Genomic DNA, 26,027 nt, shown 5'->3' with positions numbered 1-26,027 from the left:
TCAGACTATCGACTTCAGACTTCTTCCAAAGAAACCTTCTCGCCGATCTGCTGCCGCCACATGGCGTAGTACAGGCCTTTCTGGTTCAGCAAATCAAAGTGCCTGCCCGACTCGATGATGCGGCCTTTCTCGAGCACATAAATTTTATCGGCATGCATTATTGTTGATAGCCTGTGGGCAATCAGTATAGTAATGTGATTATCGAGCACCGATACATTGCGAATGGTTTCAGTAATTTCTTCTTCGGTGATTGAATCCAGGGATGAAGTAGCCTCGTCGAATACCAAAATATCCGGCCGTCGCAGCAGGGCACGGGCTATCGAAAGGCGCTGTTTTTCGCCGCCTGAAACTTTTACACCGCCTTCGCCAATTACGGTGCTCAGGCCGTTGTCGGCGCGGGCCATCAGGGTTTGGCAGGCAGCACGCTGCAGCACATCCATACATTCTTCGTCGGTTGCACCCGGGCGAACAAACTGCAAATTCTCGCGAATAGAACCCGAAAACAGCTGGGTATCCTGCGTAACAAAGCCAATTTTCTCGCGCAACTGGTCGAGGTCGATTTCTTTGCTGAGGGTGTTATTGTATAAAATATCACCTTCCAAAGGCTGGTAAAGGCCCACCAGCAATTTAACCAGTGTTGTTTTACCTGAACCCGAAGGCCCCACAAAAGCAATGGTTTCGCCGGTGTTGGTTTCAAAGCTGATGTGGTTTAACGCGTTGCGGTTGGCGGTTAGGTGCTTAAAGCTTACGTTATCAAAAGTGAGCGTTTTAACTTTTTCAAGCAGTACCGGTTTCTCGGGTTTGGGATCGATGGGAGTGCTTAAGATGCTGTTGAAATTGCCCAACGATACTTCCGCTTCGCGCCATGACAGTATGACGTTGCCCAACTCCTGCAAGGGGTTAAACAAAAAGAACGAGTAAAACAAAAAGCTGAAATACTGTCCCGGAGATATTGTACCATGAAATATAAGCAGCAACAATACCACCACCATTACACTGCGTACAAAGTTTACCGTTGTGCCCTGCACAAAACTCATGCTGCGTACATATTTAACCTTTTTAAGCTCGAGGCCTAATATTTTATAAGTGGTATTGTTCAGCCTTTCAATCTCCTGCTTTACCAGGCCCAGACTTTTTACAAGTTCGATGTTGCGTAACGACTCGGTAGTTGAGCCAGCTAATGCTGTTGTTTCTGATACGATTCTCTTTTGGATGGTTTTTATCTTACGGCTCATGGCCATACTAACAAATGTGATGATGGGAATAGCAGCAAAATAAACCAGCGTTACTTTATAACTTACACTTACCGAGTAAATAATAACAAACACCATCCCGATAAGGCTCACAAACAAAATGCCGATAAATGAAGTGATGAATTTTTCACAATCAAGCCTTACTTTTTGCAATATTCCCAATGTTTCGCCACTGCGCTGGTCTTCAAATACCTGGTAAGGTAGCTCGAGGGAGTGGGTCAGGCCATCGGCATACATAGCGGCACCGGTTTTCTGGGTAATAATATTAGTAAAATAATCCTGGAAATTTTTGGCGATACGCGATACCATTGCCACGCCTATGGCCATGCTCACCAACACGATGATGTTGTGTACGTATTGCGAATAATCGAGTGAGGCTCGTTTTTCAATTACCTCATCAACAATGCGGCCGGTAATGTAGGGATCAAGCAGGGAGAAACCGATGTTAAGTGCCGCCATAAGCAGCGCCAGTGCAACCACCCAGCGGTGTTTCGACAAATATGATAGTAGTACTTTCATTCGTTCGTAATAATTCTTTTAGAAAAAATAAAAAAAGCGAATGGGTAAGCACCTCATTAGCATTAATTTGACATTTGGCGTATTTAAGGGGATTGAACGGAGGCGTCCTGTTGTGGTGGTTGATGAGTTTATGCTTTTCTTAATATCCGATTACTAATACCTACATTAAATATTACGGTAAGACAAATAACCGGAATATTCTCGCGTTAGGGACAGCAGCGGATACCGGCACTTCGAGAGCCTCAGTGCAGGCGCCGCGCCTAAGGCCTGCAGGTGTATGAACGTATGGCCCGCCTGCTTCTATCAGCGGGAACGCCCAAATCCAGTTGGCAGTTTTGAGTTGGCAGTTCGCTTCATCTCACCAAATCGTCATTGCGAGGAACGAAGCAACCTCTACGCGTGCTAATCAAGAAGCAAAAAGCTAGTGCTGACCTAACAGCCGCATGCAGGTTCGCACGAAATAAAGGTCCCTGATTGTCCTATGTAGAGGTTGCTTCGTTCCTCGCAATGACGCGCGCAGAGAAGTCCAAAACATTCATCACCAACCTCATCGCCCTTAAAAACCACCCAAATTCCCCAACAAAAAATCGGTGAAATCCTCTTCAAATCGGTGAAATTCCCAATAATGAAATCGGTGAAATTATTATTCCTAATCGGTGCAATCACAAATCATAAAAACCACTTGCAATTAAACTAAAAAGGCGTATCTTTGCAGTCCCGAAAATGCGGGGTATAATAAACGTTTAATAAATTTAATTTAAAGCAAGTGAATACGTTAAGTTACAAAACTGTCTCAGCCAACAAAAAAACCGTTAACAAACAATGGGTTGTTGTTGACGCACAAGGCGAGATTTTGGGGCGCTTGTCTACGAAGATCGCCATGATCATCCGTGGAAAAACCAAGCCTGATTTCACCCCGAACGTAGACTGCGGCGATAATGTCATAGTTATCAATGCAGACAAGGTAAAACTGACCGGAAACAAATTCAGCGACAAGCGCTATGTTTCTTACACTGGTTACCCAGGTGGTCAGCGTTTCATTTCTCCTAAGGAGTTAATGGCAAAACATCCTACACGCGTAATTGAAAAAGCGGTGCGTGGTATGTTACCTAAAAATCGTTTGGGCAAAGCATTGTTTGGCAATTTGCATGTATATGCAGGTGCTGAGCATCCTCATGAAGCACAAAACCCAACAACCATTTAACTTTTAATTTAGGAGAAAAGAAAAAATGCCAACAACAACAAACACTTCGGGCAGAAGAAAAACAGCTGTTGCGCGCATCTACTTAACAGATGGTAGCGGCGCAATTATCGTAAACGGTAAAGATTACAAAGAATACTTCCCAACATTGCCATTGCAATACATCGTTACTCAGAGCACTGAGGTTTCGGGTTCAACCGGAAAATTTGATGTTAAGGTTAATGTTGCTGGTGGTGGTGTTAAAGGACAGGCTGAGGCCGTTCGTTTAGCTATCGCGAAAGCTATTGTTGAACTTGATCCTGAAAAGAAACCCGCACTGCGCGCTAAAGGTATAATGACACGTGATGACCGTATGGTTGAGCGTAAAAAACCAGGACGCAAGAAAGCACGTAAGAGATTCCAATTCAGTAAACGCTAATCAAGAGGAGACAACAAAATGGCAAGAACAACATATCAGGACTTACTGGATGCAGGTGTACACTTTGGTCACCTTACCCGCAAATGGGACCCAAAAATGTCGCAGTACATTTTTATGGAGCGCAACGGTATCCACATTATCGATTTAAATAAAACCTTAACCAAGGTTGAAGAAGCTGCTGCAGCTATAAAACAAATTGTAAAATCGGGCCGCAAGGTATTATTCGTAGCTACAAAGAAACAAGCGAAAGATATAGTAGCCGATTACGCAAAACAAGTAAACATGCCGTTCATTACCGAAAGGTGGTTAGGTGGTATGTTAACCAACTTTGCAACCGTTCGCAAGTCGATCAAAAAGATGTCGAACATCGATAAATTGACTAAAGACGGTACTTACAGCAACCTTTCGAAAAAAGAGCGCCTGATGATTCAGCGTGAGCGTATCAAATTAGAAACACTGTTAGGTGGTATTGCGGACTTAAACCGTTTACCGGCAGCATTGTTCCTGATTGACGTTAAGAAAGAGCACATCGCGGTTAGCGAGGCGTTAAAGTTGAACATACCAACCTTTGCAATGGTTGATACCAACTCTGACCCGTCGAACATCGATTTCCCTATCCCTGCAAATGACGACGCTACCAAATCAATTTCATTGATTACCGGTATCATCATCCAGGCGATTGTTGAAGGTTTAGACGAGCGCAAACGCGAGAAAGAAGACGAAGCTGAAAAAGAAGCAGCAGTAGCGAAAGCTAAAGCTGATGCTCCTGAAGCTGTAGTTGACCGTGCCCCTGCTGCCGAAGGCAAAAGGACCCGCAAAGTAGCTGTTGAAGCTGATGCTGCTGTTGAGGATACTACCCCAACTGCTGAAGCAACAGAAGAATAAGCCCCCCGGCCCCCTGAAGGGGGAGTGAGGAGCTTAATCAAATAAAGAGAGTAAAAAATTATTTATAACATATGCACCCGTTCCTTATAAGGCCGGGTGCTTTAAAATTCCCCCTTTAGGGGGTTAGGGGGCCAACAATGTCTACAGTAACTATATCTGCATCCGACGTAAACAAACTGCGCCAGCAAACTGGTGCCGGTATGATGGATTGCAAAAAAGCTTTAACTGAAACCAACGGCGATTTTGAAGCGGCTATTGATTTTTTAAGGAAAAAAGGTGCTAAAGTGGCTGCAAGCCGCCAGGACCGCGAAAGCAACGAAGGTGTGGTTATTGCACGTTCATCTGCCGATGGCAAATTCGGTGTGATCATCGAGTTGAACTGCGAAACTGATTTCGTGGCTAAGAATGCTGAATTTGTTGCCTTTGGTAATCAGATTGCAAACGCAGCCGTTGAAAGCAAACCAGCTTCAATTGAAGAACTTTATGACCTTACTGTTGATGTTGACAGCACCACTGCTAAAATTGGTGAATTGATCATCGACAAAACAGGTAAAATTGGCGAGAAGATCGGCGTATCTAAATATGCAGTTGTTGAAGGCGAAAAAGTTATTGCCTACATACACGGGAACTTCCGTTTAGGTGTATTGGTTGGTTTAAGTGCTAACGTTGCCGGTGCTGATGAAGCAGGTAAAGACGTTGCAATGCAAATTGCCGCCATGAACCCTGTTGCTATTGATAAAGACGGTGTTGATGCTACCGTAATTGAGCGTGAGCTTGAAATTGCTAAAGATCAAATCCGTGCAGAAGGCAAACCTGAAGAAATGGTTGAAAAAATCAGCTTAGGCAAGCTTAACAAGTTTTATAAAGACAGCACCCTGTTAAACCAGGAGTTTGTTAAGGACCCTTCGAAAAACGTCGCCCAGTTTCTGGCCACCGTTGAAAAAGGCCTTACAGTTACCGCGTTTAAGCGGGTTGCTTTAGGAGCTTAAATATTTGATCCCCTTCGTGAAAACGAAGGGGATTTTTTTTGCGATGTTGTTTCCCTTGTAGAGACACAATACTTGTGTCTCCTAACGAACATTCACCGGAGACGCAAGTGTTGCGTCTCTACATTAGTTGAACATGATAACAGCCCTCCACAACCTCCAGCTCATTACCGATGGCAACATCAGCCCCAACAAGGTAATTTTAATTACCGGCGGTAAGATTATTGCCATTACCGACGAAACCTCCATCCCGGATGATGTTACGAAAATTGATTTAAGCGGAGCCTTTGTGGCCCCCGGGTTAATAGATTTGCAGATATACGGCAGCGGCGGCAAGCTGTTTGCAGGCACCCCGGTTGTTGAAGCGCTGGAACGTATGGAGAGCGACCTGCTTGCCCAGGGCACCACCGGCTTTTTTGCCACCATAGGCACCAATACGCCTGCCATTTTTGAGCAGGGGATTGCTGCGGCCAAAGAATACAGGAAGCGCGCGAAAGGCAGCTTTTTGGGTATGCACTTTGAAGGGCCGTACCTTAACCCTATAAAACGCGGCGCACACCCGGCCAACCTGATAAAAAAGGGCACCCTGGCCGAAGTACAACGCTGGGTTGAGATGGCCGACGGCGAAATTAAAATGATGACCATAGCTCCCGAGCTGCAGGACCAGGAAGTAATTGATTATTTGCACGATCATGGTATCATCCTTTCGAGCGGGCACAGCAATGCGACTTACAGCGAGGGCAAGGCATTTTTAAATAACCCAATCCCCGCAGTAACGCACCTGTTTAACGCCATGCCCCAAATGCACCACCGCGACCCGGGCTATATTCCCGCGATATTTGAGGAACGCCCTTATACCAGCGTTGTGGCCGACGGCATACACGTTGACTTTGCAATGATCCGCCTGGCCAAACGCGAGCTGGGCGACAAGCTATATTTAATTACCGATGCCGTAACCGCAGTTACCGAAGGCACCTACCAGCACCAGTTCACCGGCGACAGGTATGTAATGCCCGATGGCACGCTGTCAGGCTCGTGCCTTAGCATGCTGAAAGCCGTGCAGAACTGTGTGGAACATGTTGGTATCGGGCTGGCCGAAGCCATCAACATGGCCTCGTTATATCCCGCGCAACTGGCATCATTACCTCATAAAGGCCGTGTTGCAGCAGGCTGCGATGCAGATTTGATTGTATTTAACGATGCATTTGAAGTGTTGGGGACGGTGTTTAAAGGGGAGTGGTTGAAGAAGTAGCTTGTCGTCGCCTCACCCTGCCCTCTCCAAAGGAGAGGGTTCTAAAAGCGCGCAGTTCAAGTCCTCTCCTTTGGAGAGGATTTAGGTGAGGCCAGTACCATTACTTAACAAAGTAGATATAAAATTTTAACACTGATTATATTTCCATATTTTTGACCGATTTAACCACCTCTGAATGGCATATAAAAGAATCCTACTAAAACTTAGCGGCGAGTCGCTGATGGGCGATAAATCTTACGGCATCGATAATAAACAAGTTTTACAATACGCACAAGATATTAAGGCAGTTAAAGACAAAGGCATGGAAATTGCCGTTGTGGTTGGCGGTGGCAACATCTTCCGCGGCCTGAGTGCCGAAAAATCGGGTATGGACCGCGCCCAGGCCGACTACATGGGTATGCTGGCCACCGTTATCAATTGCATGGCCCTGCAAAACGCGCTCGAAACCATCGGCGTGGAAACCCGCCTGCAAAGCGCCATCAAAATGGAGCAAATCTGCGAGCCCTACATCCGCCGTCGTGCTATGCACCACCTGGAAACCGGCCACATCGTAATATTCGGCGCTGGCACAGGTAACCCTTACTTTACCACTGATACAGCCGCATCATTGCGCGCTATCGAAATAAAAGCCGACGTAGTGCTTAAAGGTACCCGTGTTGACGGCATATACACCGCCGATCCGGAGAAGGACCCTACAGCAACCCGCTACGACGAAATAACTTTCCAGGAAGTGTACGACAAAGGCCTTAACGTTATGGACATGACCGCCATCACCCTTTGCCAGGAAAACAACCTCCCCATCATCGTGTTCGACATGAACAAGCCCGGCAACTTTATGAGGATAGCTGATGGTGAGAAGATTGGGACGCTGGTGAAGTAGAGATTAGTTGATTGGAGATTAGAGGTTAGTTGGAATTTAGTCCATAGACCATGGACGATAGACCATAGAGGAAGACAAAGCCCTTATAACGTCATTGCGAGGAACGATCCGCCAGCTGGCGGACTGCACATGCTAATCAAGGAGTAACAGCATATGGGAACCTATCAGCCGCTGATAGGTTCCCCCAGACATTAGGGTTCGTTGATTGTCCTAAGTAGAGGTTGCTTCGTTCCTCGCAATGACGCGCGTAGAGATTGTTATTCTCAAAAGCTCTTTTCCTCCCTCCCCAAAATCCCTCTCCTGTCGTTTCCCGTAAATAAGCTGTAACCAACAGCAATTTATGAAAACTATAGCCCTGTTATTCGTTAGCTTTTTAAGCCTTGTAACGGCATTACCCAACAAAACGGTAAGCTATGTGGACAGTAAAAAATTTGGCGGCACCTGGTATTCGTTATACTCTATACCCACGATGTTTGATAAGGGCAGTCGCCAAACCACTACCCATTACACCTTAAATAAAGACGGATACTACGATGTGGTAACCACCTGCATAAAAAACGAAAAGGGCGACCTGCGCACCGTTAAATCAAAAATTTTCCGGGTTGACGGCGCCAGTGACGGCCAGATGAAGGCCCAGTTTTTATGGCCCTTTAAGGTCGACTATTGGGTGGTTGAACTTGCTCCCGATTACTCCTGGGCCGTAGTTGGCCATCCCGACCATAAATTCCTGTTTATAATGGCCCGCAAACCCGAAATGGATGCCAAACTGCACGAAGAAATTGTAGCCAAATGCAAGGCCATGGGCTACCCGGTGGAAACGCTGGTGTCGCAACAGTTTCCGGGGGCGCGGTGAGTCAGCTTTTTAGTCCATAGACCATGGACGATAGACCATAGCCGAATGCTATAATTTTTGTCATTGCGAGCGAGGAACGAGCGCGGCAACCGCGAACTTTAAAGAGCGGATTGCATAGTGCGCGATTACTTTCCCGGTTTCCGGTATTTTTAATTCGGAACAATATTTAAAATTCTCTAAATTTGTGATATGACTATCGTAGTTAATCCACATAACCCGCAGGAAGAACAGGCGTTATTAGCCTTTCTTGACAGCATGAAGTACGACTACGCCAGGGAGGATGAAACCGTCCTGTTATCTGACGCGCAACAACAGGAAATACTGGAACGCGACAGACAGTACGAAGCGGGTGAGGCCGAAAGCTATTCGTTAAACGAGATAATAGCTCATTTTAATATAAAAGAAAAATAATGTACGAATTGCTGATTCTTCGCAAAGCCAGGGAGGATATGCAGAAGTCGGCTGATTGGTATAACGAGCAGCAGGATGGAGTGGGCGAAAGATTTTTGCTTGAGGTAATTGGCACGTTGCGACGGATTGAAGCTAATCCTTTGCATTATGAAGCAAAATTCTCAAAAAACTTCAGATTCGCCGGGGTTAATTATTTTCCATATTTGGTTGTTTTCAAAATAAAAAAACGAACTGTAATTGTTAATGCGGTATTTCATACCAGCCGCAACCCTAAAAAGTTTGTTTAGCCCACACCCTAATACATGTATGCAGTAGCTTGCATATTATAACAAAACAGACCCACGGCTTCAGCACCAATAAGCTCTTTATTATATTAATAAACTTTGCCATTCCCACCCGTCTTTGCGAGGAACAGCCTGTCCCGAACTTGTTTCGGGAAAGCAATCTCTACGCAGGACGATCACTAACCTTAATGTTTACGGCGACCTAAATGCCGCTGACGGGTCACCATAGAGCTATTGTTCCATTGATTTGCACGTGTAGTCCGCCAGCTGGCGGATCGTTCCTCGCAATGACGGAAGGGTCGGGTTTTTAAAACCCCGAATTCATATTAATAAACTCTGCCGAAAACTGGGCGATGTACTTGTCTACATTATTGAGGATCTCTTCCAGGTCGCGGCCTTCCAGCTTGGCGAGGATTTGCATCAGCAGCAGGTTATTTATTTTGTTGCAGGCATAAGTTGATGCGGCGCTGCTAGCGTTTCAGCCGCGCTGTCCAGTTTTGAGGATTTCTGCTGGTGTGAAAAACGCCAAATACTTTAACATTTTTTTCGTCGATCAAAAAATGAATGCCGTAAGGAAACCGGTCGATAAAGTGAATACGCAAATTTTTGTAGCGCTTTTGATATAATAAAGGATTACGCTGAATTTGATTAAATCCCGCCTCTAAGCACAATTCAAAATCTCTGCCGAGACCCTCGCGCCGACTTTCATACCACGAAAACGCGTCCAGAATGTCAAGACGCGATTCGTCTGATATTAACAAGTCGTACATTATTATTTAGAAGCGCTTAGTTCCTTTTTTATATCAGCCCAACTAAAAAAGGCGGTTTCTCCTCTTTCAAAGCGCGCTAAACGCTTGTCCAACTCCTGCTGATGGCTCGCAGGAGTTTCGATATTATCATGATCAATGCTATCCCAAATTTTTTCGATCATCAAAATTCGTTCCGCCACACTCATCTCCATTATTTCCTGCATTTGTACCATAGCAATCAAATATTTTTAAATAGCCGTTGATAACAAATTTACAAAATTCATTTCAGTATTAATAGTAAACAAGAAACGTAAGACTTTGAACCCTCCGAATTCAGAATAATAAGATCCAATATTCTCCATCCGTCTTTGCGAGGAACGAAGCAATCTCTACGCAGGACAATCACGAACCTTAATGTTTGCGGCGACCTAAATGCCGCTGATAGGTCACCATAGAGCTATTGTTCCATTGATTTGCACGTGCAGTCCGCCAGCTGGCGGATCGTTCCTCGCAATGACGTTATGAGGCGTGGTTTGGGTTCTTAAAACCCCGAATTCATATTAATAAACTCTGCCGAAAACTGGGCGATGTACTTGTCTACATTATTGCGGATCTCTTCCAGGTCGCGGCCTTCCAGCTTGGCGAGGATTTGCATCAGCAGCAGGTTGTTTATTTTGTTGTAGGCATAAGTTGATGCGGCGCTGCTCAGCAGGGTGGTGTCGAGGTCGACAGCGCGACCGGCTAAGTCGGCTTTAATTTTGTCGTTTTGTGTTTGATCGTTCATGGGGTATTAAATTAATTTCAGATTTTTATTTGATGGGGGAAAGTTAGGGAAAAGGATTGTAGATAACAATTGGGATTTCAGCAGCCAACTTATTTTAATAATTTTTTCTGATTATACCAATGCGTTTTTTCGATATCGGTTATTAACTCAGTTAGGCTCAAAGGTACATTCTGTAACTCATCAGTATATTCAACACTTTCAAACTCATGCCAGGCATGGTCAATCTCAGGATCCCAACATTTAAAGTGTAAGTCGGGGAGTTTCCATTCATTTGCAAAGAACCAATTACCCTCAATAAGTTTTGATTTGATAAGTGTTTCTAAATGTTGAATGTCGACATTATTAGGATTTGCAAAAACTAAAGAATTGTAATTCTTATGATTGCCGGCGTCCCGGTATAAATAGTTAAATTTGATATTTGGCATATAGCCAAGTTAGGCAGATCGGGGATTTTTGTCAATCGGATATAAGTGAACTTATCCAATCGCCAACTTGCCACTTTCCTTCCAAATATAAGGCGGCATTGGTTCGTTTAGTTTCCATTCAACATTCATTGGTTTTGTGCCGGTCGAGTTAATAAATTTTGCTTCTCCTAAAAACACGTATGACATTGTAAAGCCATACTCATCGTCGTTTTGCTCCCGTACAAATAGCAGTATCTTTTTCTCTTGGTCCTCTTGATTTATATAAGACAGGCCTTTTGGAGATTCGGGAGATGTAGCATTTTGCGATTGCCAATGAAATAAATATTCATTTATCGCATAGTCATCATACAAAGTTGTTGGCGAATATTCTTTTTCAGACTTTTTTAGCGTTACAAATAAAGCTTCAGTATTCAAGTCTTTATTCAAAGCAACTCCTTCGCGGTTTGAGGATGCCTTTGTAAATTCATGTAACTGTAAGGCTACTAATATTTGGTCGCGATTGTAACGGCTATGCACTTTCAGCGGGAACGGATAATCGAAATCGACAGGCTTCTCAACAAAATTAATTTTATCAATTAAGTAAGTTACCACCTCATCAAGTTCTTCAACCATTGTTGTATTCTTGCCAATTTGTAAAAGACTTTCTTCAATGGACGTAAAACCTGCTTTTAATCCGTCCTTATGCCAAATATCATAGTGGAACATTAAACACATCAATTTTTCTTCTTTCGAGTGGGCTGTAATGTCGAAGTTGCTTTTTATTAGATATTTAATAAATCTTAGATAACTTATCGAATTACATTGCAATAAGCGTTTGATACCTTTTGTTATCTCATCCTCATTGGGATTATTAAAGTCATTAATTACTCCCGCTTCAACGCACAATCTTTTCCAACTGCCCTTTTTGTAAATCAATTGTATGTCGACGTTCTGAAATTCTAAAAAGTTCTTCAGGGTTAGTCGAGATGCTGATTGGTGTTTAAAGTTCTGGATTTTTACGATCAGCTGTCGCCTATTAAATCCAATAGCCGCAGCGATATTTTTTAGGATAATTTCCTTTGCTTTCTTTTCTAAAATGATTGAACAGCCCAATGGTAAATGAGGGAAATCGTCCTCAATTTCTTTTAAAATCGAGGTGTGCGTTTTTCCTACAAGCGCCCTAAACTTATGCTCAAAGTCATATTCGGGTCGCGCATTCCCGACAAAGTCCAAAACGGTTAGGCAATCTTTATTTGCAGCAAGCCTTAAACCTCTGCCAAGTTGTTGAAGAAAAATGGTAAGGCTTTCTGTAGGTCTAAGGAAGAGCACGGTGTCAATTTCGGGAATGTCGACGCCCTCATTAAAAATGTCCCTTACAAACAAATAGTTGATTTCCTTACTCCGCAGCTTTTCTTTTAAATCGGCTCTGTCACCAAGACTATTGCTCGTCAAATAATCGGCTTTCAAACCAGCTAAAGTAAACTTTTCGGCCATATATCGAGCGTGTTCCTGACTAACACAAAAGCCAAGGGCGATAACGTCGTTTACATCGGTTAGATATTTTTCGCAATTTGTTAGGATGTCGCTTATCCGACGGTCATCTTCAGTATAAAGTTTCGTTAGCTCATTAATTTCGTACTTACCATTCTTCCAAGAGAGTTTCGACAAGTCAACATTGTCAGACAATGCGAAGTATTGAAATGGAGAAAGCAATTTTCTGTTTAGCGCTTCTGGTAATCTAATTTCGGCGGCAATTACATTGCAGAAATCTTTAAGAATATCTTCGCCATCGCCGCGTTCTGGAGTGGCTGTTAACCCCAGTAGTATTTGTGGAGCGAATTTTTCGAGTATTGGCCGGTAGCTTGAAGCCGCAATATGGTGCACCTCATCAATTATTATGAAATCAAAAAAATCTTCAGAAAGTTGTAATTGATTTATTCGATTATTTAACGTTTGTACGGATGCAAATACATATTCGTAATTACTCGGTTCTTCGCCATCAACCCAAAGCTCACCAAAATTCGCATTTCTTAAAACATGCCTAAAAGTAATCTGTGCCTGTTCCAATATCTCTTTTCGATGGGCCACAAACAATAATCGTGCTCTTGGATGAGTATCTTTAAAATATTTGTAATCGAAAGAAGATATAACAGTTTTTCCTGTTCCCGTAGCTGCTACAACTAAGTTTTTGAACCGGTTATGTACAATTCGTTCCGATTTCAATTGCTCTAATATCTCTTCCTGATAAGGGAAAGGTTTCAGGTCGAAAAAGGTTGTAATACCTTCGTGATAGCTTGAGCTTAGTTTTAGCGCTTTTTTTAATTTCTGTTTATCTCTACCGGATTCATAAAATTCAAAATCCTTATCCACCCAATAGGTATCGAATGTCTTTTTGAATTTATCTATTATATGACTAATTTCTTTTGAGGTGACTTTCAAATTCCATTCCAAGCCGTTAGTTAAAGCAGACCTGGAAATATTTGAAGATCCGATGTACCCTGTGTTAAATCCTGTCTTCCTTAAAAATAAATAAGCCTTGGCATGTAATCGTTCATGCTCCGAATTGTATGATACTTTTATTTCGGTGTTTTTTAAGTTAGATAAGAATTCGACGGCTTTAACATCTGTAGCGCCCATGTACGTCGTTGTGATTATCTTTAACTTTCGACCGCTGTTTGTGAATTCTTCTAACTCTTCTTTGAATATCCTAATACCAGAAAATTTAATGAAAGAAACTAGCCAGCAAATTTCATCAGATGATAGTATCTCTTTTTTTATTTCGCTTTCTAAGGTGATACCAGAATTGCTTCCCGTAAAAAGCTCGCTTTGACTTAAACGCGTATAAGGAGTAATTTGCTTTAGCCTGTCATTGAAATCAGGATAGGGAGAATCCAACTTTGAAAAAACAGCTTCTAAAATTTTGCCTTCATTATCAATTAAGTTATCTGATAAGCCCAATTTAGGTAGTTCATCAATTAATACCTGAATTATTTTGTTAGAAAGCTCAATTTGCTGGAGTGTTTTATTTTCGTCTTTTATTTCATTTAATGCAAATCTAATAGTCTCAGACAGGTACAAACTCAAATATCTGGATGCCTCTTCTTTGTCTACTATAGTGCTTTGGACGAAAAACTTATCGGCGCTAAGTAAGCTTAGCCGATTAGCTATTAATTTGGTGATAAGTTGCTCGTAAATTCCTAGTTCAAATTGCATTTAGGGTGTTTAGGTAATTATGCAGAATTGGTACGTCCGCCTCGGCCCAATCCAAATCTAACAATTCATTTCCATCTAGCCATTGATAACTGGCGTGTTCCTTTAGGCTAATTACCCCGCTAACATGTTTGCTTATAAAAGGGATAAGATTTACAATTATATTAGGGTAGGTATGCGTGTTTGATTGAAGCTTTTTTAAAATCTTTATTTCTATATCAAGTTCTTCCTTAATCTCTCGTACTAAGCATTCTTCAGGGGTTTCGTTAAGCTCAATTTTGCCTCCCGGCAGTTCCCATTTTAAAGGCAAGCTCATTGTGGAACTTCGTTGGGCTGCAAGCACACGATTTTGACTGTCGACAATTAACGCACATGTAACATCAATCACTTTTAGTTCACCCATACTCAATTTTCTACCTCACAAAATACATGTTTACATCCGTTATCTAAACACTCATTAATATTCATTTGTAAAAGCGTGTGAAAGAAGCTGGAAATAACATCCGCCCGCGCGCCGCAAATGGGGCAGGTTGTGGGTTGGTCATTTACTAAATAAAAAATTGTTTGCTGAGCCATATTGTAAAAGTACTACAAACATTACTTTTAAAAAGTTTGCAGTGGGCGGCGGTAAATATCCCCGGCAATGCCAATCTAATCATCCAGCAGTTTATTTAACGCTTTTTCCAGCTGGGTTTTATCAGGCAGATATAGCTGGTATTTTGCAAGCAATATTTTGTTAGTAATGCTATCGGTAGCATATTCAACCAGTATCTGATTTTTGTAGGCACCCAAAATTATGCCTACTGGTTCGTTATCACCTTCGGACGCTTCCTCTTTTTTAAAGTAGTTAAGGTATAGGTTCATCTGGCCCACGTCCTGGTGGTCTATTTCGCCGCGTTTAAGGTCGATTAAAACGAAGCATTTAAGTATGCGGTGATAAAAAAGAAGGTCGAGCCGGAAATGCTTTCCACCAATACTTATGCGGTATTGCCGACCAATAAAGGCAAAGCCTTTACCCAGTTCCAACAAAAATTGCTGGAGGTTACCGATAATTTTCTCTTCCAGTTCGCTTTCCAGGTACTGGTATTGTTCCGGGATGTTTAAAAACTCCAATACAAAGGGGTCCTTAATCAAATCTTCGGGCTGCTGCACCTCATGCCCTTCGTTCGCCAGTTTCAATACACCCTTCTTGTCGCTGCTCAAGGCCAGCCTGTGGAAAAGCAGGCTTTTCATCTGCCGTTTTAACTCACGTACGCTCCATCGTTCTTTTTCAGCCTGTTTAGAATAAAATCCAATTTCAAGGTCGGAATCGGCTTTTAGTATTTCAAAATAATGGCTCCATGTTAATTTGTGAGACAGTGTCTCACGTTTTTGAAACGAGAGGTACATTTTCCTCATATATGACAGATTTGAGCGGCTAAACCCTTTGCCGTAAGCCAGCGTTAAGTCTTTTGAAAGGTTTTCAAATAGTTTGCTCCCATATTCAGCTTTCTCGTTCCCTTTTTGTTCAAATTCGACAATATATTTTCCAATTTCCCAATAAGTTTGTACTAAAATAGTGTTCACCTGCAGGGCTGCTTTTTCGCGACCGATGGCGAGTAAACTACCAATTTGACCGACGAGCTGACTATATTGGGCTGGTTGTATTTCCATAATGCTGATGCCTGGGTTATTTAATATGGCCGGGCAGATCTATTTCAAATTTAACAAAAGTTAAAGGAAGTGTAAACCCAATCCTGTATTCCTCTTATGCCACTTGTCAATTTTCCAGCCGGTGTCTGGATTTTCTAAAAAACTCAAAAGTGTCAACTTTTTTCAAAATGAGCTAAAGTGCTGACACCAATTTGTCAGTACTTTTCTTGTTTTTTAAACCGGAAAATTATAAAAAACCGCGTTACTGATGCGGAAACCGGGTTTTTAGTGATCCGGAATGACTTTTAACTGTTCCACCCTGTTCCTTGTGTTTCACTGTGAACAGGAACGTTTTTTACCTGCTGCGCTGTGCCCCGGGCGGCCTGGTATTAAACAAAATTTATCTTCTGTCGTTCGGTCTTTTCCGTCTTCCCTACTTTCGGACTTTTTTATTATTTTTGTCACCAAAATCAGCAAAACAATGAGCGAACTCATTAAAAAACAAGTTACCGACGCCCGCGCCCACATGGAAAAAGCCATTGAACACTGCGACGGCGAATTACTAAAAATACGCGCCGGCAAGGCCAGTCCTTCCATGCTCGATGATATTGTGGTTGATTATTACGGCAGTCCGACCCCGCTGAGCCAGGTAGGCAGCGTAAACACCCCCGATGCGCGTACCATTGTGGTGCAGCCCTGGGAAAAGTCGTTGTTGGGCCCGATAGAAAAAGCCATTATGGAAGCCAACCTGGGCGTTAACCCGCAAAACGACGGTGTTATCATCCGCATAAACGTACCCCCGCTTACCGAAGAGCGTCGCCGCGACCTGGTGAAGAAAGCCAAAGCGGAAGCCGAAACCGGTAAAATTGCTATCCGCAACATCCGCAAGGATGCCAACGAAAAAATAAGGAAACTAAAAACCGAAGGTGTATCAGAAGACGAAATGAAAACCGGTGAAGCCGAAATTCAAAAGCTTACCGATAGCTATATTGTTAAAGTTGATGTGCTGTCGGACGCTAAGGAAAAAGATATTATGACCGTGTAATTTTATTGCAGGTTATACTTTTAATGGGAAAGCCGCTTCTGAATGGAGCGGCTTTTTTATTGTTATATCCGAAAAGAAAGGGGTGTCATACTGAGGCACTCGAAGTATGAGGGCGATGGCCTCTGCACGCGAGAAATGTACTTAATGCACGGCGGGTTGCTTCGAAATAAAGTTTTTAGTATCAACCTAATGTTCACCCCGCTCAATTGCCGCGGGGGCTGTTACTTTTTTCTTGATAAAAAAGTAACCAAAAAATCAAGACAGAAAAAAGCTTCAGCGCTGCAGGCCAGACTCCCTGGCCCGCTTTTCTGTCAGGCTTTTACCCGCCTTAAACACAATGATATGTAACGCCAAAAATTGTTGCCTTTTTAAAGCCCTATTCAGCACTTGGCCGTTTTCGATTAAAAACAGCAAATAACCAAGCCATAAACAACAAACCCCGCCACACCGGGCAGGGTCTATCTTTTTTATCTTGACTCTTGAATCTTGGCCCTTGACTCTTAATTACTGTCCTGTAGTTTTGGCGCTTGATTTCATGTTATCGTTTGCTACAATAACAATTTCAACGCGACGGTTTTGAGCGCGGCCGTCAACGGTGGTGTTGTCGCCAATTGGCTCGGTTTCGCCCTTGCCCTGTACGGTAAGCCTCGAACCGCTGATGTTATTAGCTGTAATTACCGATTTTACCGCCTGTGCACGCTGTATAGAAAGTTCCATATTGTGCGCATCGGAGCCTGTATTGTCGGTATGTCCAACTATCAGGATGTTTGTTTCGGGATTGCTTTGCAGCGATGCTGCCAGTTTTTGCAGGTTTGTTTGTGCTGCGGCTTTTACGTCGGCCTTGTCGGTATCAAACAAAATGCCCGAGCTAAAATTAACAATTATGCCTTCGCCTGCGCGGGTAACAGTTGCCCCCGGAACGGTTTGTTTTATTTCGGCAGCCTGTTTATCCATTTTGTGGCCAATTAGCGCTCCGGCAGTACCGCCAACGGCGCCGCCAACTATTGCACCCAGTGCAGTATTACCGGCTGCTTTGCCTACCAGTGCGCCTAATACGCCGCCACCGGCAACACCAATGGCTGCTCCTTTTTGTGTTTTTGTTAACGAGTTACAGCTAGTTCCTAATGTACCGGCTAATGCTAAAGCTACACCAAGCGTAGCCACCTTAAATTGAAAAGTTCTCATATTTTACTGAAATGTATAAATGCAATTATACAAAGCGGATGCCAAAAGGCAATGATGCGAACATTTGAAATCTTATTTCGTTTGATATAATATTAATTACCAAGAGGAAATATTTTGGAGCATATAAGACCAATGCTTCTAAATAACTACCGGTGTCTGTAATATCTGCCCAATATTTGGTACACTAAATAATGTCTGCACCCATACCAAATAAAAAAGGCCCCGATCAATAGGGGCCTTTCCATAAAACTATTTTCGTATCGGCAATTAAATATCTTTGCCGTCGCTGGCGGGCAGGCTTGCAATCCGGTATGCAGTATTACCATCCGGACCGGTTACTTTTTCGTAATAGATATTGTTTGGGGATACAAAATATTTTTTACCGTTTAACGACACCTTGCGGCAGTCATCGGGCAATTGGTTTACAATGTCGCCAACGCGTGGTGCGGCTATGTTTGCGTTAGGGTCGGTAGCGCTGTCGTTGGTGTTCAGCACGCCATCTTTACCGGCCACTACGTATATTTTTTTGCCTTTGTCGTCAACTGTTTCTTTGTAATACACACCGTCCAACTCGTAAAACTGTACGCCGTCAATTTTTATAGGCTGTGCATCTTCAGGCAGGTCCGGCACTCCGGCGCCAACAGGCGGTTCGGTAACCTGGTAGCCGCCATTGTCATAAGGGCTATAAAACACGCCACCGTAGTAATAATATAATGATGAACCCCAGTAAAAAGGGTAATAGCCATACGGTAAATAACCAAGGTAAAAACCAATGTGCGGGTAACCATAATAACCCAGCCCCGTGCGGTAAAACGCGCCGCCGTGGTAACCGGTTGAGCCGCCCAGGTTATTACCCGTACGCCCCCTATAACCCACTGCAGCAGAATTTGGCCTAACACTGGCAAAACTGCCACTATTGCCGCGGACACCTACACTAGTTGCCGGGCGTGCAACACCAAGGTTACTGCCCCTGAAGCCACCACCCATGCTGCCGCCGCCACCTATACGTACGCCACCGCCACCACCATGGCTTGCACCACGCTGTGCATTGGCCGGGGCAACCATCAACACAGAAAGCATCCCGGTTAAAAACAACCCTGATGCATATTTAAATAACGTTTTCATATTTTTATTATAATCTTATTAACAGAGATTTCCGGTTTTAAGTATAGGCTCCTTTAAATTAAAAGCGCTTTTTCAGTTAGACAAAAAAACCGCATAAAGGTTTAATCCATCAATCAAAAATATTGATAAGAAAATTGATTTCCTAATGCGGTAAACTGTTCTAAAAAACGAAGTCCGGGACAATGATTCTCAATAACCCTTTGTCCCGGACTTTATACTTCTTTATCATTCGGTCTTTCCCGACTTTCGGACTTCAATTATATCTTCCCGAAAATTTCGGCTAATTTATTTTCCAGGTCCTCGCCGCGCAGGTTTTTACCGATGATTTTCCCATCCGGGTCGAGCAGGAAATTTTGAGGGATGGCACGCACGGCATACAAACCGGCAGTTGCGCTGTCCCAGAATTTCAGGTCAGACACATGGTTCCATGTTAAACCGTCTTTATGAATAGCATCCATCCATTTTTGTTTTGCGCCCGGCCTGTCTAGCGACACGCCTACGATGGTAAATTTCTGATTTTTATAATGATTGTATGCTTTTACCACGTTAGGGTTTTCCATACGGCACGGGCCGCACCACGATGCCCAAAAATCAACCAAAACATATTTGCCGCGGAAGGATGACAGGTTAACCATTTTACCGGCAGTATCTGCTTCGGCAAACTCAGGGGCAATAGCACCCATTGCAACGTTTTTTATTTTTGGCAGCAATGCGGCAAATTTCTTCCCGCTTTCTGATGATTTTACGGCTGGTGATAAACTGTCAAACAATGGGGCTATTTCGGCATAGTCATGTCCGTAAGCAAACCCCGGTAAAAGGTTTAAACAGATGTATGAATCAGGATTATCCTTTATAAATTGAACATCTATCTGTGTGCCTTGTGCTTCTATTACTTTTTCGGTCTTTTCGTTCTCTTTCTGAAAAGCTTCTGATTTTTTAACATCGTCAGATGCTGCTTTCATTTTCGCCTCTAAAGCTGTGTAAGCGTCGTCTATCGGTTTGCGGGCCAAATCGTATTTGGCATTTTCCAAATTGGTTTTAGTGCCTTCCACCTTTGCATCAGCAAGCGTATCGGGGCTGGTAACGGTTATAGTGCCGTTTTCAAGGTAGATGCTTTTATAGTCGTGATAGCCAGGGCCGGTGCCTTTTTGATTAAGCTGCAGGTATGCCATTGATGGCGCTGCGCCTGTTGTGCCGGTAAAAGTAAACTTGCCATTAACAACCACCACCGAGTCGGTAGCAGGCTTGCCATCCTTGCGCGATTGCAGGTAAACTTTGGCCGGGGCATTTAAATTACCTATGGAACCCTGCACCACATATTTGCCGGTTTGCGCAAATGCAAGCGCCGGTAAGCCTGCCAATGCCATTAGTACAATCTTTTTCATCAGTTTAATTTTTTGTTTGAAACGTAAACTTAAAAAATTTAATTGATGAAAGGTGTGCGGCAATTGTCAAAAAAAGGCTACGAAAGGAAAAATCTGTTGTTTGACGATGACGTTTTATTTACCCAGCACCTCTTTTAGTTTCTCGTCCAAATCATCCCCACGCAGGTTTTTCGCTATAATTTTGCCGTTAGGGTCAATCAGGAAGTTTGCTGGGATGGACGATACGTAAAACAGGGCCGCTGCGGCGTTGCTCCAGTACTTTAGGTCTGATACCTGTGTCCAGTTCAGTCCGTCGTTTTTGATGGCTGCCAGCCAATCGGCACGGGCGCCTTGCCTGTCGAGCGATACACCAAGGATGGTAAAGTTTTTCTCTTTGTATTTATTGTAAACCCGTACTACGTTAGGGTTTTCCTGGCGACAAGGGCCGCACCACGAGGCCCAAAAATCAACCAAAACATATTTACCGCGAAACGATGATAGCTTTACAGGCACGCCGTTTACGTCGTTCTGCGTAAAATCTGGGGCCATAGCTCCGGGGGCCGTGTGTTTCAACGGTTCAAGCGCCTTCATAAAGTTAACGGCTGTTTCGGTATTGCGCAAAGCCGGCGAAAGCGTTTTGTACAACGAATCGAGTTCGAAAGGGTCGGGCGACGGGCCGTCAACATCATACAGGGCCAGCAAGCTCAAATAGCTGTCGGGGTTGCCGAGTATAAATTTTTTGATGACCGTTTTCTGGTCTGCCTGCAGCTTTTTGTATTTGGCCTGCATCGCGCTCCTGAATTCGGGCGTATTTTTTTCGGCGCCGGCTTTCATGCCTTCAGAAGCCAAAACCTGTGCCCGCGCCTTTATCGGCTCAAGCTGTGCTGTCAGGTTTTTGTCGTCGTCGTTTATTTTCGAGCCGGTAACTTTTGCCTTCTTCGCCGAATCCGGACTGTTTATAGCAAATTCACCTTTATCAATATAAAAATGCAGGATATCGGCAGTGCTGTCCAGCTTGTTAAAACCGATGCCCTTATGGTCAACCACTAAAATGGCGTTGGTGGGGTTCAATATATTGCCCTTAAAATCAAAGCTGCCTCCCGCCACCAGCGAGGAGTCGATTACCTGGTTAGCGCCAAGTTTGTATATTAAATAAGCCCGCGCAGGCGCGCCCAGGTTCCCTAATTTACCTTTTATTGCAAAAGTCTCTTCGGTTTGTGCCTGTACTAAAAAGGGCAAAAATGCTACTACTAAAAAAAATACTTTCTTCATCTGTTCATCAGCGTGTAAGCTGTGTTAACGTTAAAACGACGATTGAATTATACAGCTTAATTTAATTTTTGATACGTACGCCACCAAAGGTCGGGCATTTCGCCCGAAACTGCGGTCTTGTAATCGTCATATTGGCAGGGTACCAGGTGAAAGCGCTCGTTTTTTGAGCCGCCGGCCGGATAAGGAACCTGCATCCACCAGCGGTCTGATTTTTTGCTTTTTACAAACACCAATTCGTGCTCGTCGTGCTTTAGGCTGGTTTTATATATCAAATACTGTGATTTTGGGCTGAGCGGAAAATCGCGCTTGCGGTTATACACCCCATCCATAAAATACCAGATCATTTGGGCCAGCAGCATTGCGGTTTGGCCATTATTATCATAAGCCGGGTTAAACTCATAAAACCCAATCGACGTAAGCTTGTCATTAAATCCAGCGTAACGTGCTATCTGGCAGGCTTCTTCGCCATAAAAACCATTGGGTGTTGCATTCGCATTCGCTACGGCATCAGATGATCGGATAGCGCTTATATCAAAGCTTATCATGCTGGCATTGCGGATGATGGGCTCGGCTACGGCAACATTTCCGCTTAGTTCTCCCAGCCGGTGTACATCAAAATAGAGCTTATCCATTACCCGCAGGCTGTCCTGGCTGGTAAAAAAGGTCTGATAACCCAGGTTGCTGTAATTAAACAGGTAGTTAGGCTCGTGCAGAAATATTTTGTTGAGGTATGATTCGGATGTGGTTTCAATGCTATCCGGTTTGCTATCGTCGTCGTCCAAATCAAAGTGCGAGTCAACAATCACCAGGTCTACTTTTTGCTCCAAATCCTCGTAAGCCAGGTATTGGGCATAGGTAAGGTCTTGCCCGCCGCCGATAATAATGGGGATGATGTCTTTTTTAACTAACTCACTGACCACTGTTTTTAAAGCAATGTACGTATCGGTAACAGTAGCGCCACGGCGAATATTACCAAGGTCGACGATCTTGGTGTTGTAATTACCCTCGTTAAGGCGATACAATTTTTCGCGCACATAATCGGGGCCTAACGCGCAGCCCGGGTTGTTGATGGCGTTGCGATCTTCCTGCACTCCAATGATAGCGATATCTGTTTTATCAGCCATCGATGGAAAATCAACCGAATAAAATTCAATTTTGCTCCCCAGCTGACTGGTATAATACCCCTTTGCCGGGACAATCATTTTTTGGTCGATGGGTGTAAAAAAATCGGCTAATGACATTGTTATTGATGTGTCCCGACTGTTTTCGGGATTGATATGCAAATGTGCAGATTTTAACTAAGATTTATAGGATTAGAAGATTATAGGATTAAAAACCACAAAGCGCCGGGTTTTAACCCGACGCGAATATTGCAACATTAATATTGAATAAATTGAGTATTTTCAATTCCCAACTGCTAGCTCAAAACTGCCAACTTATTTTTTCACCCACCCATCCTTCAGCGTTACTGTTCTGTTGAACACCAGCTTATCGGTAGTTGAGTTTTTATCCAGCGTAAAATAGCCTTTGCGCATAAACTGGTAGCCTTTGCCAGGCACAGCAGTTGCCAGATCAGGCTCTATGTACACATTGTTTAATATGTGCAGGCTGTTTGGGTTGATGTATTCTTTGAAGTCGCCGTCTTCGTTTGATGGATCTTCGACCTTAAACAAGCGGTCGTACAGGCGTACTTCCACGCTTTTTGCATGGGGCACGCTTACCCAATGGATAGTGCCTTTTACATGTATGCCGCTGGTATCGTTCTGCGATTTTGATTCGGGGATGTAGGTACAGTGTATTTCGGTTACGTTGCCTTCGGCATCTTTAACAAAGCTGTCGCATTTAACAATGTAAGCGCTTTTGAGGCGCACCATCAGGCCAACACCAAGGCGGAAAAACTTCTTTGGGGGCTCTTCCATAAAATCCTCGCGCTCAATCCAAAGCTCGCTGCTAAATGGCAATTCCCTGCCGCCTTCGCCGCCTTCAACTTCAGGGTTGTTCTCGCTGAACAGCATTTCGGTTTGGCCCTCCGGATAGTTGGTGATGACCATTTTAATAGGATCGAGCACGGCCATGCGGCGCCAGGCGGTTTTGTTTAAATCCTCGCGGATGCAAAATTCCAGCAGGCTCACGTCTATCATATTTTCGCGTTTAGCCACGCCTATGCGTTCGCAAAACTCACGGATTGAGGCAGGCGTGTAGCCACGGCGGCGCAAACCGCTAATGGTTGGCATACGCGGGTCGTCCCAGCCTTCAACGTATTTTTCCTCAACCAGTTGCAGCAGCTTGCGCTTGCTCATTACGGTGTAGTTGAGGTTTAAACGGGCAAACTCATATTGTTTTGAAGGGAAAATCTCCAGCTTCTCTATAAACCAATTATACAAATCGCGGTGCGATACAAATTCGAGGGTACAAACAGAGTGGGTTATTTCCTCAATGGCATCCGACTCGCCATGCGCAAAATCATACATCGGGTAAATACACCAGGTATCGCCGGTGCGGTGATGATGGGTATGCTTTATACGATACATCAACGGGTCGCGCAATAGCATGTTTGGCGAGGCAAGGTCAACCTTTGCACGCAATACTTTTGCGCCATCGGGATATTTGCCTGCCTTCATATCGGCAAACAACTGCAGGTTTTCCTCAATGCAGCGGCTGCGGTATTGATTTGGCGTACCGGGTTGGGTCGGTGTGCCTTTTTGAGCGGCTATTTCTTCGGAAGTGCTATCGTCAACGTAGGCAAGGCCTTTTTTTATCAGTGTAACCGCAAATTCGTAAAGCGTATCAAAATAGTCGGATGCGTAAAGCTCATTGGCCCAGTTAAAGCCAAGCCATTTTACGTCTTCCTTAATGCTGTCAACGTATTCAACTTCTTCTTTGCTGGGGTTGGTATCATCAAAGCGAAGATTGGTTTGTCCGCCGTAACGCTGTGCCAGGCCAAAGTTTAAGCATATTGATTTGGCATGGCCAATATGCAGGTAACCATTAGGCTCGGGCGGGAAACGGGTAAGCACACGGCCGTTGTTTTTGCCGGCGGCAATATCGGCCTCAACTATCTCCTCTAAAAAATTTAATGACTTTTCTTCGCTCATGATGTAAAATATAGCAACGGGGCAAAGGTAATAAATTGAAATTTGATGGGGGAATGGATTTGAGCGGATAGTTACGTGTCCGTAAATACCTGTTTAATTTGCCGGGCAGTAACATTTTCCTATTTTTAACCGGCGCCAGACGCATCTACCGATAACTTTTCAAACTAAGTACTTATGGCCGATAAAAGAGTTGTTTTTGATTTCGATATAGCTTTCACCAATGGCGGTGGCATACAGGGACAGGACTTTCGGCTGGATATTGATGGCGACGCCATTGACGATAAGGCCCTTGCCGATTACATTGTGCAGGACATGCAATTACTGATGGTTGGCGAAGTAAAAATCCTTAACAAGTATTACATCGAAGAAAAACATAAGCGGACTGCCGTAAACATCGCGGCCGATGAACAACTCATCGACCTAAGTCACAGCGTTTTTGACGGCCTGGTAACCTACAAAGGCTTGCCTGCACCCATTATATGCGATTATTTGAGCCGCGAGAACTCGAAACAATTTTATGAAGCCGGCACCGAATTCCAGATCGGAAAAATCGAAATGGTTACCAATACCGGTACTTATTTGGATTGCCCTTTTCACCGGTTTGAACATGGCAAGGATTTATCGCAAATAGCCCTTGAACAATGTGCGGAGCTTGATGCCATCACCATAAATGCAAAAGATGTCACCGCAATTGGCAAAGAATATTTTACCGGCAAAGAAATAAGGAACAAAGCCGTACTGGTTTACACCGGTTGGGCAAAACACTGGAACACCCCCAATTATTTTGAAGGCCACCCATACCTTACAGAAGAAGCAGCCATTTACCTAAAAGAATGCGGCGTAAAACTAGTCGGGATCGACAGCCATAATATTGATAACACCGCCGGCAAAACCCGGCCTGTGCATACCACCCTGCTTGGTGCAGAAATATTGATAGTTGAGCACATGTGCAACCTGGAATTGCTGCCCGAAAGCGGTTACCTGTTCAGCGCCGTGCCGCCAAAAATTGAAGGAGCAGGCACGTTCCCGGTGAGAGCGTATGCGAGTTTGAAAAAGCGAGCTGAAAAACCCGTTTCTTAAAAAGCAGATTGATAATACCAAAGTCACTGTTGTCCGGTAAACGGATAAAAAAAACAGGGGCATAAAAACCCCTGCATAGTTTAATTTTGAATTACCACACTCAAAAGTTGAACTATGCCCAAAAGTACATTTTTTACCGG

At 43.8% G+C, this 26,027-nt stretch carries 25 protein-coding genes; 11 read left to right on the top strand and 14 right to left on the bottom strand.

Annotation, left to right across the window (positions count from 1 at the left end; all coding sequences use genetic code 11):
• Nucleotides 1-14 precede the first annotated feature (14 nt).
• On the bottom strand, nt 15-1,772 hold the full coding sequence (locus NAF19_RS28245) for an ABC transporter ATP-binding protein (protein WP_252793731.1): 1,758 nt from the start codon (nt 1,770-1,772) through the stop codon (nt 15-17).
• Between the two features lie 766 nt (nt 1,773-2,538).
• On the opposite strand from NAF19_RS28245, the gene rplM reads away from it, so the two are divergent.
• The 9 genes from rplM to NAF19_RS28200 all read left to right on the top strand — a co-directional run bounded on the left by rplM (nt 2,539) and on the right by NAF19_RS28200 (nt 8,945).
• A complete protein-coding gene (rplM, locus tag NAF19_RS28240; protein WP_073406959.1) occupies nt 2,539-2,976 on the top strand; it encodes a 50S ribosomal protein L13 in 438 nt (145 codons plus the stop codon).
• Nucleotides 2,977-3,001: 25 nt separating this feature from the next.
• Nucleotides 3,002-3,391 (top strand): 30S ribosomal protein S9, encoded by a 390-nt coding sequence (rpsI, locus tag NAF19_RS28235; RefSeq protein ID WP_252793730.1) that lies wholly within the window; start codon nt 3,002-3,004, stop codon nt 3,389-3,391.
• A gap of 18 nt (nt 3,392-3,409) precedes the next feature.
• Nucleotides 3,410-4,276 (top strand): 30S ribosomal protein S2, encoded by an 867-nt coding sequence (rpsB, locus tag NAF19_RS28230; protein ID WP_252793729.1) that lies wholly within the window; start codon nt 3,410-3,412, stop codon nt 4,274-4,276.
• 137 nt (nt 4,277-4,413) lie between these two features.
• Nucleotides 4,414-5,265, top strand: coding sequence for a translation elongation factor Ts (gene tsf / locus NAF19_RS28225; RefSeq protein WP_252793728.1), 852 nt, complete (start codon nt 4,414-4,416; stop codon nt 5,263-5,265).
• Between the two features lie 133 nt (nt 5,266-5,398).
• Entirely contained in the window at nt 5,399-6,514 is a 1,116-nt protein-coding gene (nagA, locus tag NAF19_RS28220) for an N-acetylglucosamine-6-phosphate deacetylase (RefSeq protein ID WP_252793727.1), read from the top strand.
• 175 nt (nt 6,515-6,689) lie between these two features.
• Nucleotides 6,690-7,394, top strand: a complete 705-nt coding sequence (gene pyrH / locus NAF19_RS28215) for a UMP kinase (protein ID WP_252793726.1) — start codon at nt 6,690-6,692, stop codon at nt 7,392-7,394.
• 340 nt (nt 7,395-7,734) lie between these two features.
• The gene (locus tag NAF19_RS28210; protein WP_252793725.1) at nt 7,735-8,247 is read left to right on the top strand and encodes a lipocalin family protein; all 513 of its coding nucleotides are present in this window, start codon (nt 7,735-7,737) and stop codon (nt 8,245-8,247) included.
• 189 nt (nt 8,248-8,436) lie between these two features.
• Nucleotides 8,437-8,658 (top strand): hypothetical protein, encoded by a 222-nt coding sequence (locus tag NAF19_RS28205; RefSeq protein WP_252793724.1) that lies wholly within the window; start codon nt 8,437-8,439, stop codon nt 8,656-8,658.
• A complete protein-coding gene (locus tag NAF19_RS28200; RefSeq protein ID WP_252793723.1) occupies nt 8,658-8,945 on the top strand; it encodes a type II toxin-antitoxin system RelE/ParE family toxin in 288 nt (95 codons plus the stop codon). Before NAF19_RS28205 ends, NAF19_RS28200 begins: the two co-directional genes overlap by 1 nt.
• 467 nt (nt 8,946-9,412) lie before the next feature.
• Here NAF19_RS28200 and NAF19_RS28195 read toward each other — a convergent pair whose 3' ends face one another.
• The 7 genes from NAF19_RS28195 to NAF19_RS28165 form a co-directional block, all read right to left on the bottom strand.
• Entirely contained in the window at nt 9,413-9,712 is a 300-nt protein-coding gene (locus NAF19_RS28195) for a type II toxin-antitoxin system RelE/ParE family toxin (protein ID WP_252793722.1), read from the bottom strand.
• Between the two features lie 2 nt (nt 9,713-9,714).
• A complete protein-coding gene (locus NAF19_RS28190; RefSeq protein ID WP_252793721.1) occupies nt 9,715-9,924 on the bottom strand; it encodes an addiction module protein in 210 nt (69 codons plus the stop codon).
• Nucleotides 9,925-10,232: 308 nt separating this feature from the next.
• Entirely contained in the window at nt 10,233-10,475 is a 243-nt protein-coding gene (locus NAF19_RS28185) for a hypothetical protein (RefSeq protein WP_252793720.1), read from the bottom strand.
• An 89-nt stretch (nt 10,476-10,564) separates the two neighbouring features.
• Entirely contained in the window at nt 10,565-10,900 is a 336-nt protein-coding gene (locus NAF19_RS28180) for a hypothetical protein (RefSeq protein WP_252793719.1), read from the bottom strand.
• A gap of 51 nt (nt 10,901-10,951) precedes the next feature.
• Nucleotides 10,952-14,092, bottom strand: coding sequence for a DEAD/DEAH box helicase (locus NAF19_RS28175; protein ID WP_252793718.1), 3,141 nt, complete (start codon nt 14,090-14,092; stop codon nt 10,952-10,954).
• Complete coding sequence (locus NAF19_RS28170) at nt 14,082-14,492, bottom strand: (deoxy)nucleoside triphosphate pyrophosphohydrolase (protein WP_252793717.1); 411 nt, start codon at nt 14,490-14,492, stop codon at nt 14,082-14,084. Before NAF19_RS28170 ends, NAF19_RS28175 begins: the two co-directional genes overlap by 11 nt.
• A 248-nt stretch (nt 14,493-14,740) precedes the next feature.
• Nucleotides 14,741-15,742 carry a PDDEXK nuclease domain-containing protein gene (locus NAF19_RS28165; RefSeq protein WP_252793716.1) on the bottom strand — a complete coding sequence of 334 codons (1,002 nt, stop codon included), beginning with the start codon at nt 15,740-15,742 and terminating at the stop codon, nt 14,741-14,743.
• 460 nt (nt 15,743-16,202) lie between these two features.
• Here NAF19_RS28165 and frr point away from each other — a divergent pair, with 460 nt between their 5' ends.
• Nucleotides 16,203-16,766, top strand: a complete 564-nt coding sequence (frr, locus tag NAF19_RS28160; RefSeq protein WP_252793715.1) for a ribosome recycling factor — start codon at nt 16,203-16,205, stop codon at nt 16,764-16,766.
• A 504-nt stretch (nt 16,767-17,270) separates the two neighbouring features.
• Here the strand turns inward: frr and NAF19_RS28155 are convergent.
• The 6 genes from NAF19_RS28155 to NAF19_RS28130 all read right to left on the bottom strand — a co-directional run bounded on the left by NAF19_RS28155 (nt 17,271) and on the right by NAF19_RS28130 (nt 24,807).
• Nucleotides 17,271-17,951 (bottom strand): YiaD family glycine zipper/OmpA-like lipoprotein, encoded by a 681-nt coding sequence (locus NAF19_RS28155; RefSeq protein ID WP_252793714.1) that lies wholly within the window; start codon nt 17,949-17,951, stop codon nt 17,271-17,273.
• A gap of 267 nt (nt 17,952-18,218) precedes the next feature.
• Complete coding sequence (locus NAF19_RS28150; protein WP_252793713.1) at nt 18,219-19,076, bottom strand: DUF6515 family protein; 858 nt, start codon at nt 19,074-19,076, stop codon at nt 18,219-18,221.
• 257 nt (nt 19,077-19,333) lie between these two features.
• On the bottom strand, nt 19,334-20,461 hold the full coding sequence (locus tag NAF19_RS28145; protein ID WP_252793712.1) for a TlpA disulfide reductase family protein: 1,128 nt from the start codon (nt 20,459-20,461) through the stop codon (nt 19,334-19,336).
• Nucleotides 20,462-20,575: 114 nt separating this feature from the next.
• Entirely contained in the window at nt 20,576-21,712 is a 1,137-nt protein-coding gene (locus NAF19_RS28140; RefSeq protein ID WP_252793711.1) for a TlpA disulfide reductase family protein, read from the bottom strand.
• 56 nt (nt 21,713-21,768) lie between these two features.
• Nucleotides 21,769-22,953, bottom strand: coding sequence for a formimidoylglutamase (locus NAF19_RS28135; protein ID WP_252793710.1), 1,185 nt, complete (start codon nt 22,951-22,953; stop codon nt 21,769-21,771).
• Between the two features lie 195 nt (nt 22,954-23,148).
• Nucleotides 23,149-24,807 carry a glutamine--tRNA ligase/YqeY domain fusion protein gene (locus NAF19_RS28130; RefSeq protein WP_252793709.1) on the bottom strand — a complete coding sequence of 553 codons (1,659 nt, stop codon included), beginning with the start codon at nt 24,805-24,807 and terminating at the stop codon, nt 23,149-23,151.
• Nucleotides 24,808-24,981: 174 nt separating this feature from the next.
• Between NAF19_RS28130 and NAF19_RS28125 the strand changes: the two genes are divergently transcribed.
• Nucleotides 24,982-25,887, top strand: coding sequence for a cyclase family protein (locus NAF19_RS28125; protein ID WP_252793708.1), 906 nt, complete (start codon nt 24,982-24,984; stop codon nt 25,885-25,887).
• Nucleotides 25,888-26,027 lie beyond the last annotated feature (140 nt).

It is taken from the genome of Mucilaginibacter flavidus (assembly GCF_024055575.1).
Lineage (GTDB): Bacteria > Bacteroidota > Bacteroidia > Sphingobacteriales > Sphingobacteriaceae > Mucilaginibacter > Mucilaginibacter flavidus.
The sequence above is the reverse complement of the archived record's forward strand: the minus strand, read 5'-3'. Positions and strand labels throughout refer to the sequence as shown.

Excerpts from the sequence above, each read along its gene's own strand:
- NAF19_RS28245 (WP_252793731.1), bottom strand. The coding sequence starts at position 1,772 with ATGAAAGTACTACTATCATATTTGTCGAAACACCGCTGGGTGGTTGCA.
- rpsI (WP_252793730.1), top strand. The coding sequence starts at position 3,002 with ATGCCAACAACAACAAACACTTCGGGCAGAAGAAAAACAGCTGTTGCG.
- rpsB (WP_252793729.1), top strand. The coding sequence starts at position 3,410 with ATGGCAAGAACAACATATCAGGACTTACTGGATGCAGGTGTACACTTT.
- tsf (WP_252793728.1), top strand. The coding sequence starts at position 4,414 with ATGTCTACAGTAACTATATCTGCATCCGACGTAAACAAACTGCGCCAG.
- nagA (WP_252793727.1), top strand. The coding sequence starts at position 5,399 with ATGATAACAGCCCTCCACAACCTCCAGCTCATTACCGATGGCAACATC.
- pyrH (WP_252793726.1), top strand. The coding sequence starts at position 6,690 with ATGGCATATAAAAGAATCCTACTAAAACTTAGCGGCGAGTCGCTGATG.
- NAF19_RS28210 (WP_252793725.1), top strand. The coding sequence starts at position 7,735 with ATGAAAACTATAGCCCTGTTATTCGTTAGCTTTTTAAGCCTTGTAACG.
- NAF19_RS28205 (WP_252793724.1), top strand. The coding sequence starts at position 8,437 with ATGACTATCGTAGTTAATCCACATAACCCGCAGGAAGAACAGGCGTTA.
- NAF19_RS28200 (WP_252793723.1), top strand. The coding sequence starts at position 8,658 with ATGTACGAATTGCTGATTCTTCGCAAAGCCAGGGAGGATATGCAGAAG.
- NAF19_RS28195 (WP_252793722.1), bottom strand. The coding sequence starts at position 9,712 with ATGTACGACTTGTTAATATCAGACGAATCGCGTCTTGACATTCTGGAC.
- NAF19_RS28190 (WP_252793721.1), bottom strand. The coding sequence starts at position 9,924 with ATGGTACAAATGCAGGAAATAATGGAGATGAGTGTGGCGGAACGAATT.
- NAF19_RS28185 (WP_252793720.1), bottom strand. The coding sequence starts at position 10,475 with ATGAACGATCAAACACAAAACGACAAAATTAAAGCCGACTTAGCCGGT.
- NAF19_RS28180 (WP_252793719.1), bottom strand. The coding sequence starts at position 10,900 with ATGCCAAATATCAAATTTAACTATTTATACCGGGACGCCGGCAATCAT.
- NAF19_RS28175 (WP_252793718.1), bottom strand. The coding sequence starts at position 14,092 with ATGCAATTTGAACTAGGAATTTACGAGCAACTTATCACCAAATTAATA.
- NAF19_RS28170 (WP_252793717.1), bottom strand. The coding sequence starts at position 14,492 with ATGGGTGAACTAAAAGTGATTGATGTTACATGTGCGTTAATTGTCGAC.
- NAF19_RS28165 (WP_252793716.1), bottom strand. The coding sequence starts at position 15,742 with ATGGAAATACAACCAGCCCAATATAGTCAGCTCGTCGGTCAAATTGGT.
- frr (WP_252793715.1), top strand. The coding sequence starts at position 16,203 with ATGAGCGAACTCATTAAAAAACAAGTTACCGACGCCCGCGCCCACATG.
- NAF19_RS28155 (WP_252793714.1), bottom strand. The coding sequence starts at position 17,951 with ATGAGAACTTTTCAATTTAAGGTGGCTACGCTTGGTGTAGCTTTAGCA.
- NAF19_RS28150 (WP_252793713.1), bottom strand. The coding sequence starts at position 19,076 with ATGAAAACGTTATTTAAATATGCATCAGGGTTGTTTTTAACCGGGATG.
- NAF19_RS28145 (WP_252793712.1), bottom strand. The coding sequence starts at position 20,461 with ATGAAAAAGATTGTACTAATGGCATTGGCAGGCTTACCGGCGCTTGCA.
- NAF19_RS28140 (WP_252793711.1), bottom strand. The coding sequence starts at position 21,712 with ATGAAGAAAGTATTTTTTTTAGTAGTAGCATTTTTGCCCTTTTTAGTA.
- NAF19_RS28135 (WP_252793710.1), bottom strand. The coding sequence starts at position 22,953 with ATGTCATTAGCCGATTTTTTTACACCCATCGACCAAAAAATGATTGTC.
- NAF19_RS28130 (WP_252793709.1), bottom strand. The coding sequence starts at position 24,807 with ATGAGCGAAGAAAAGTCATTAAATTTTTTAGAGGAGATAGTTGAGGCC.
- NAF19_RS28125 (WP_252793708.1), top strand. The coding sequence starts at position 24,982 with ATGGCCGATAAAAGAGTTGTTTTTGATTTCGATATAGCTTTCACCAAT.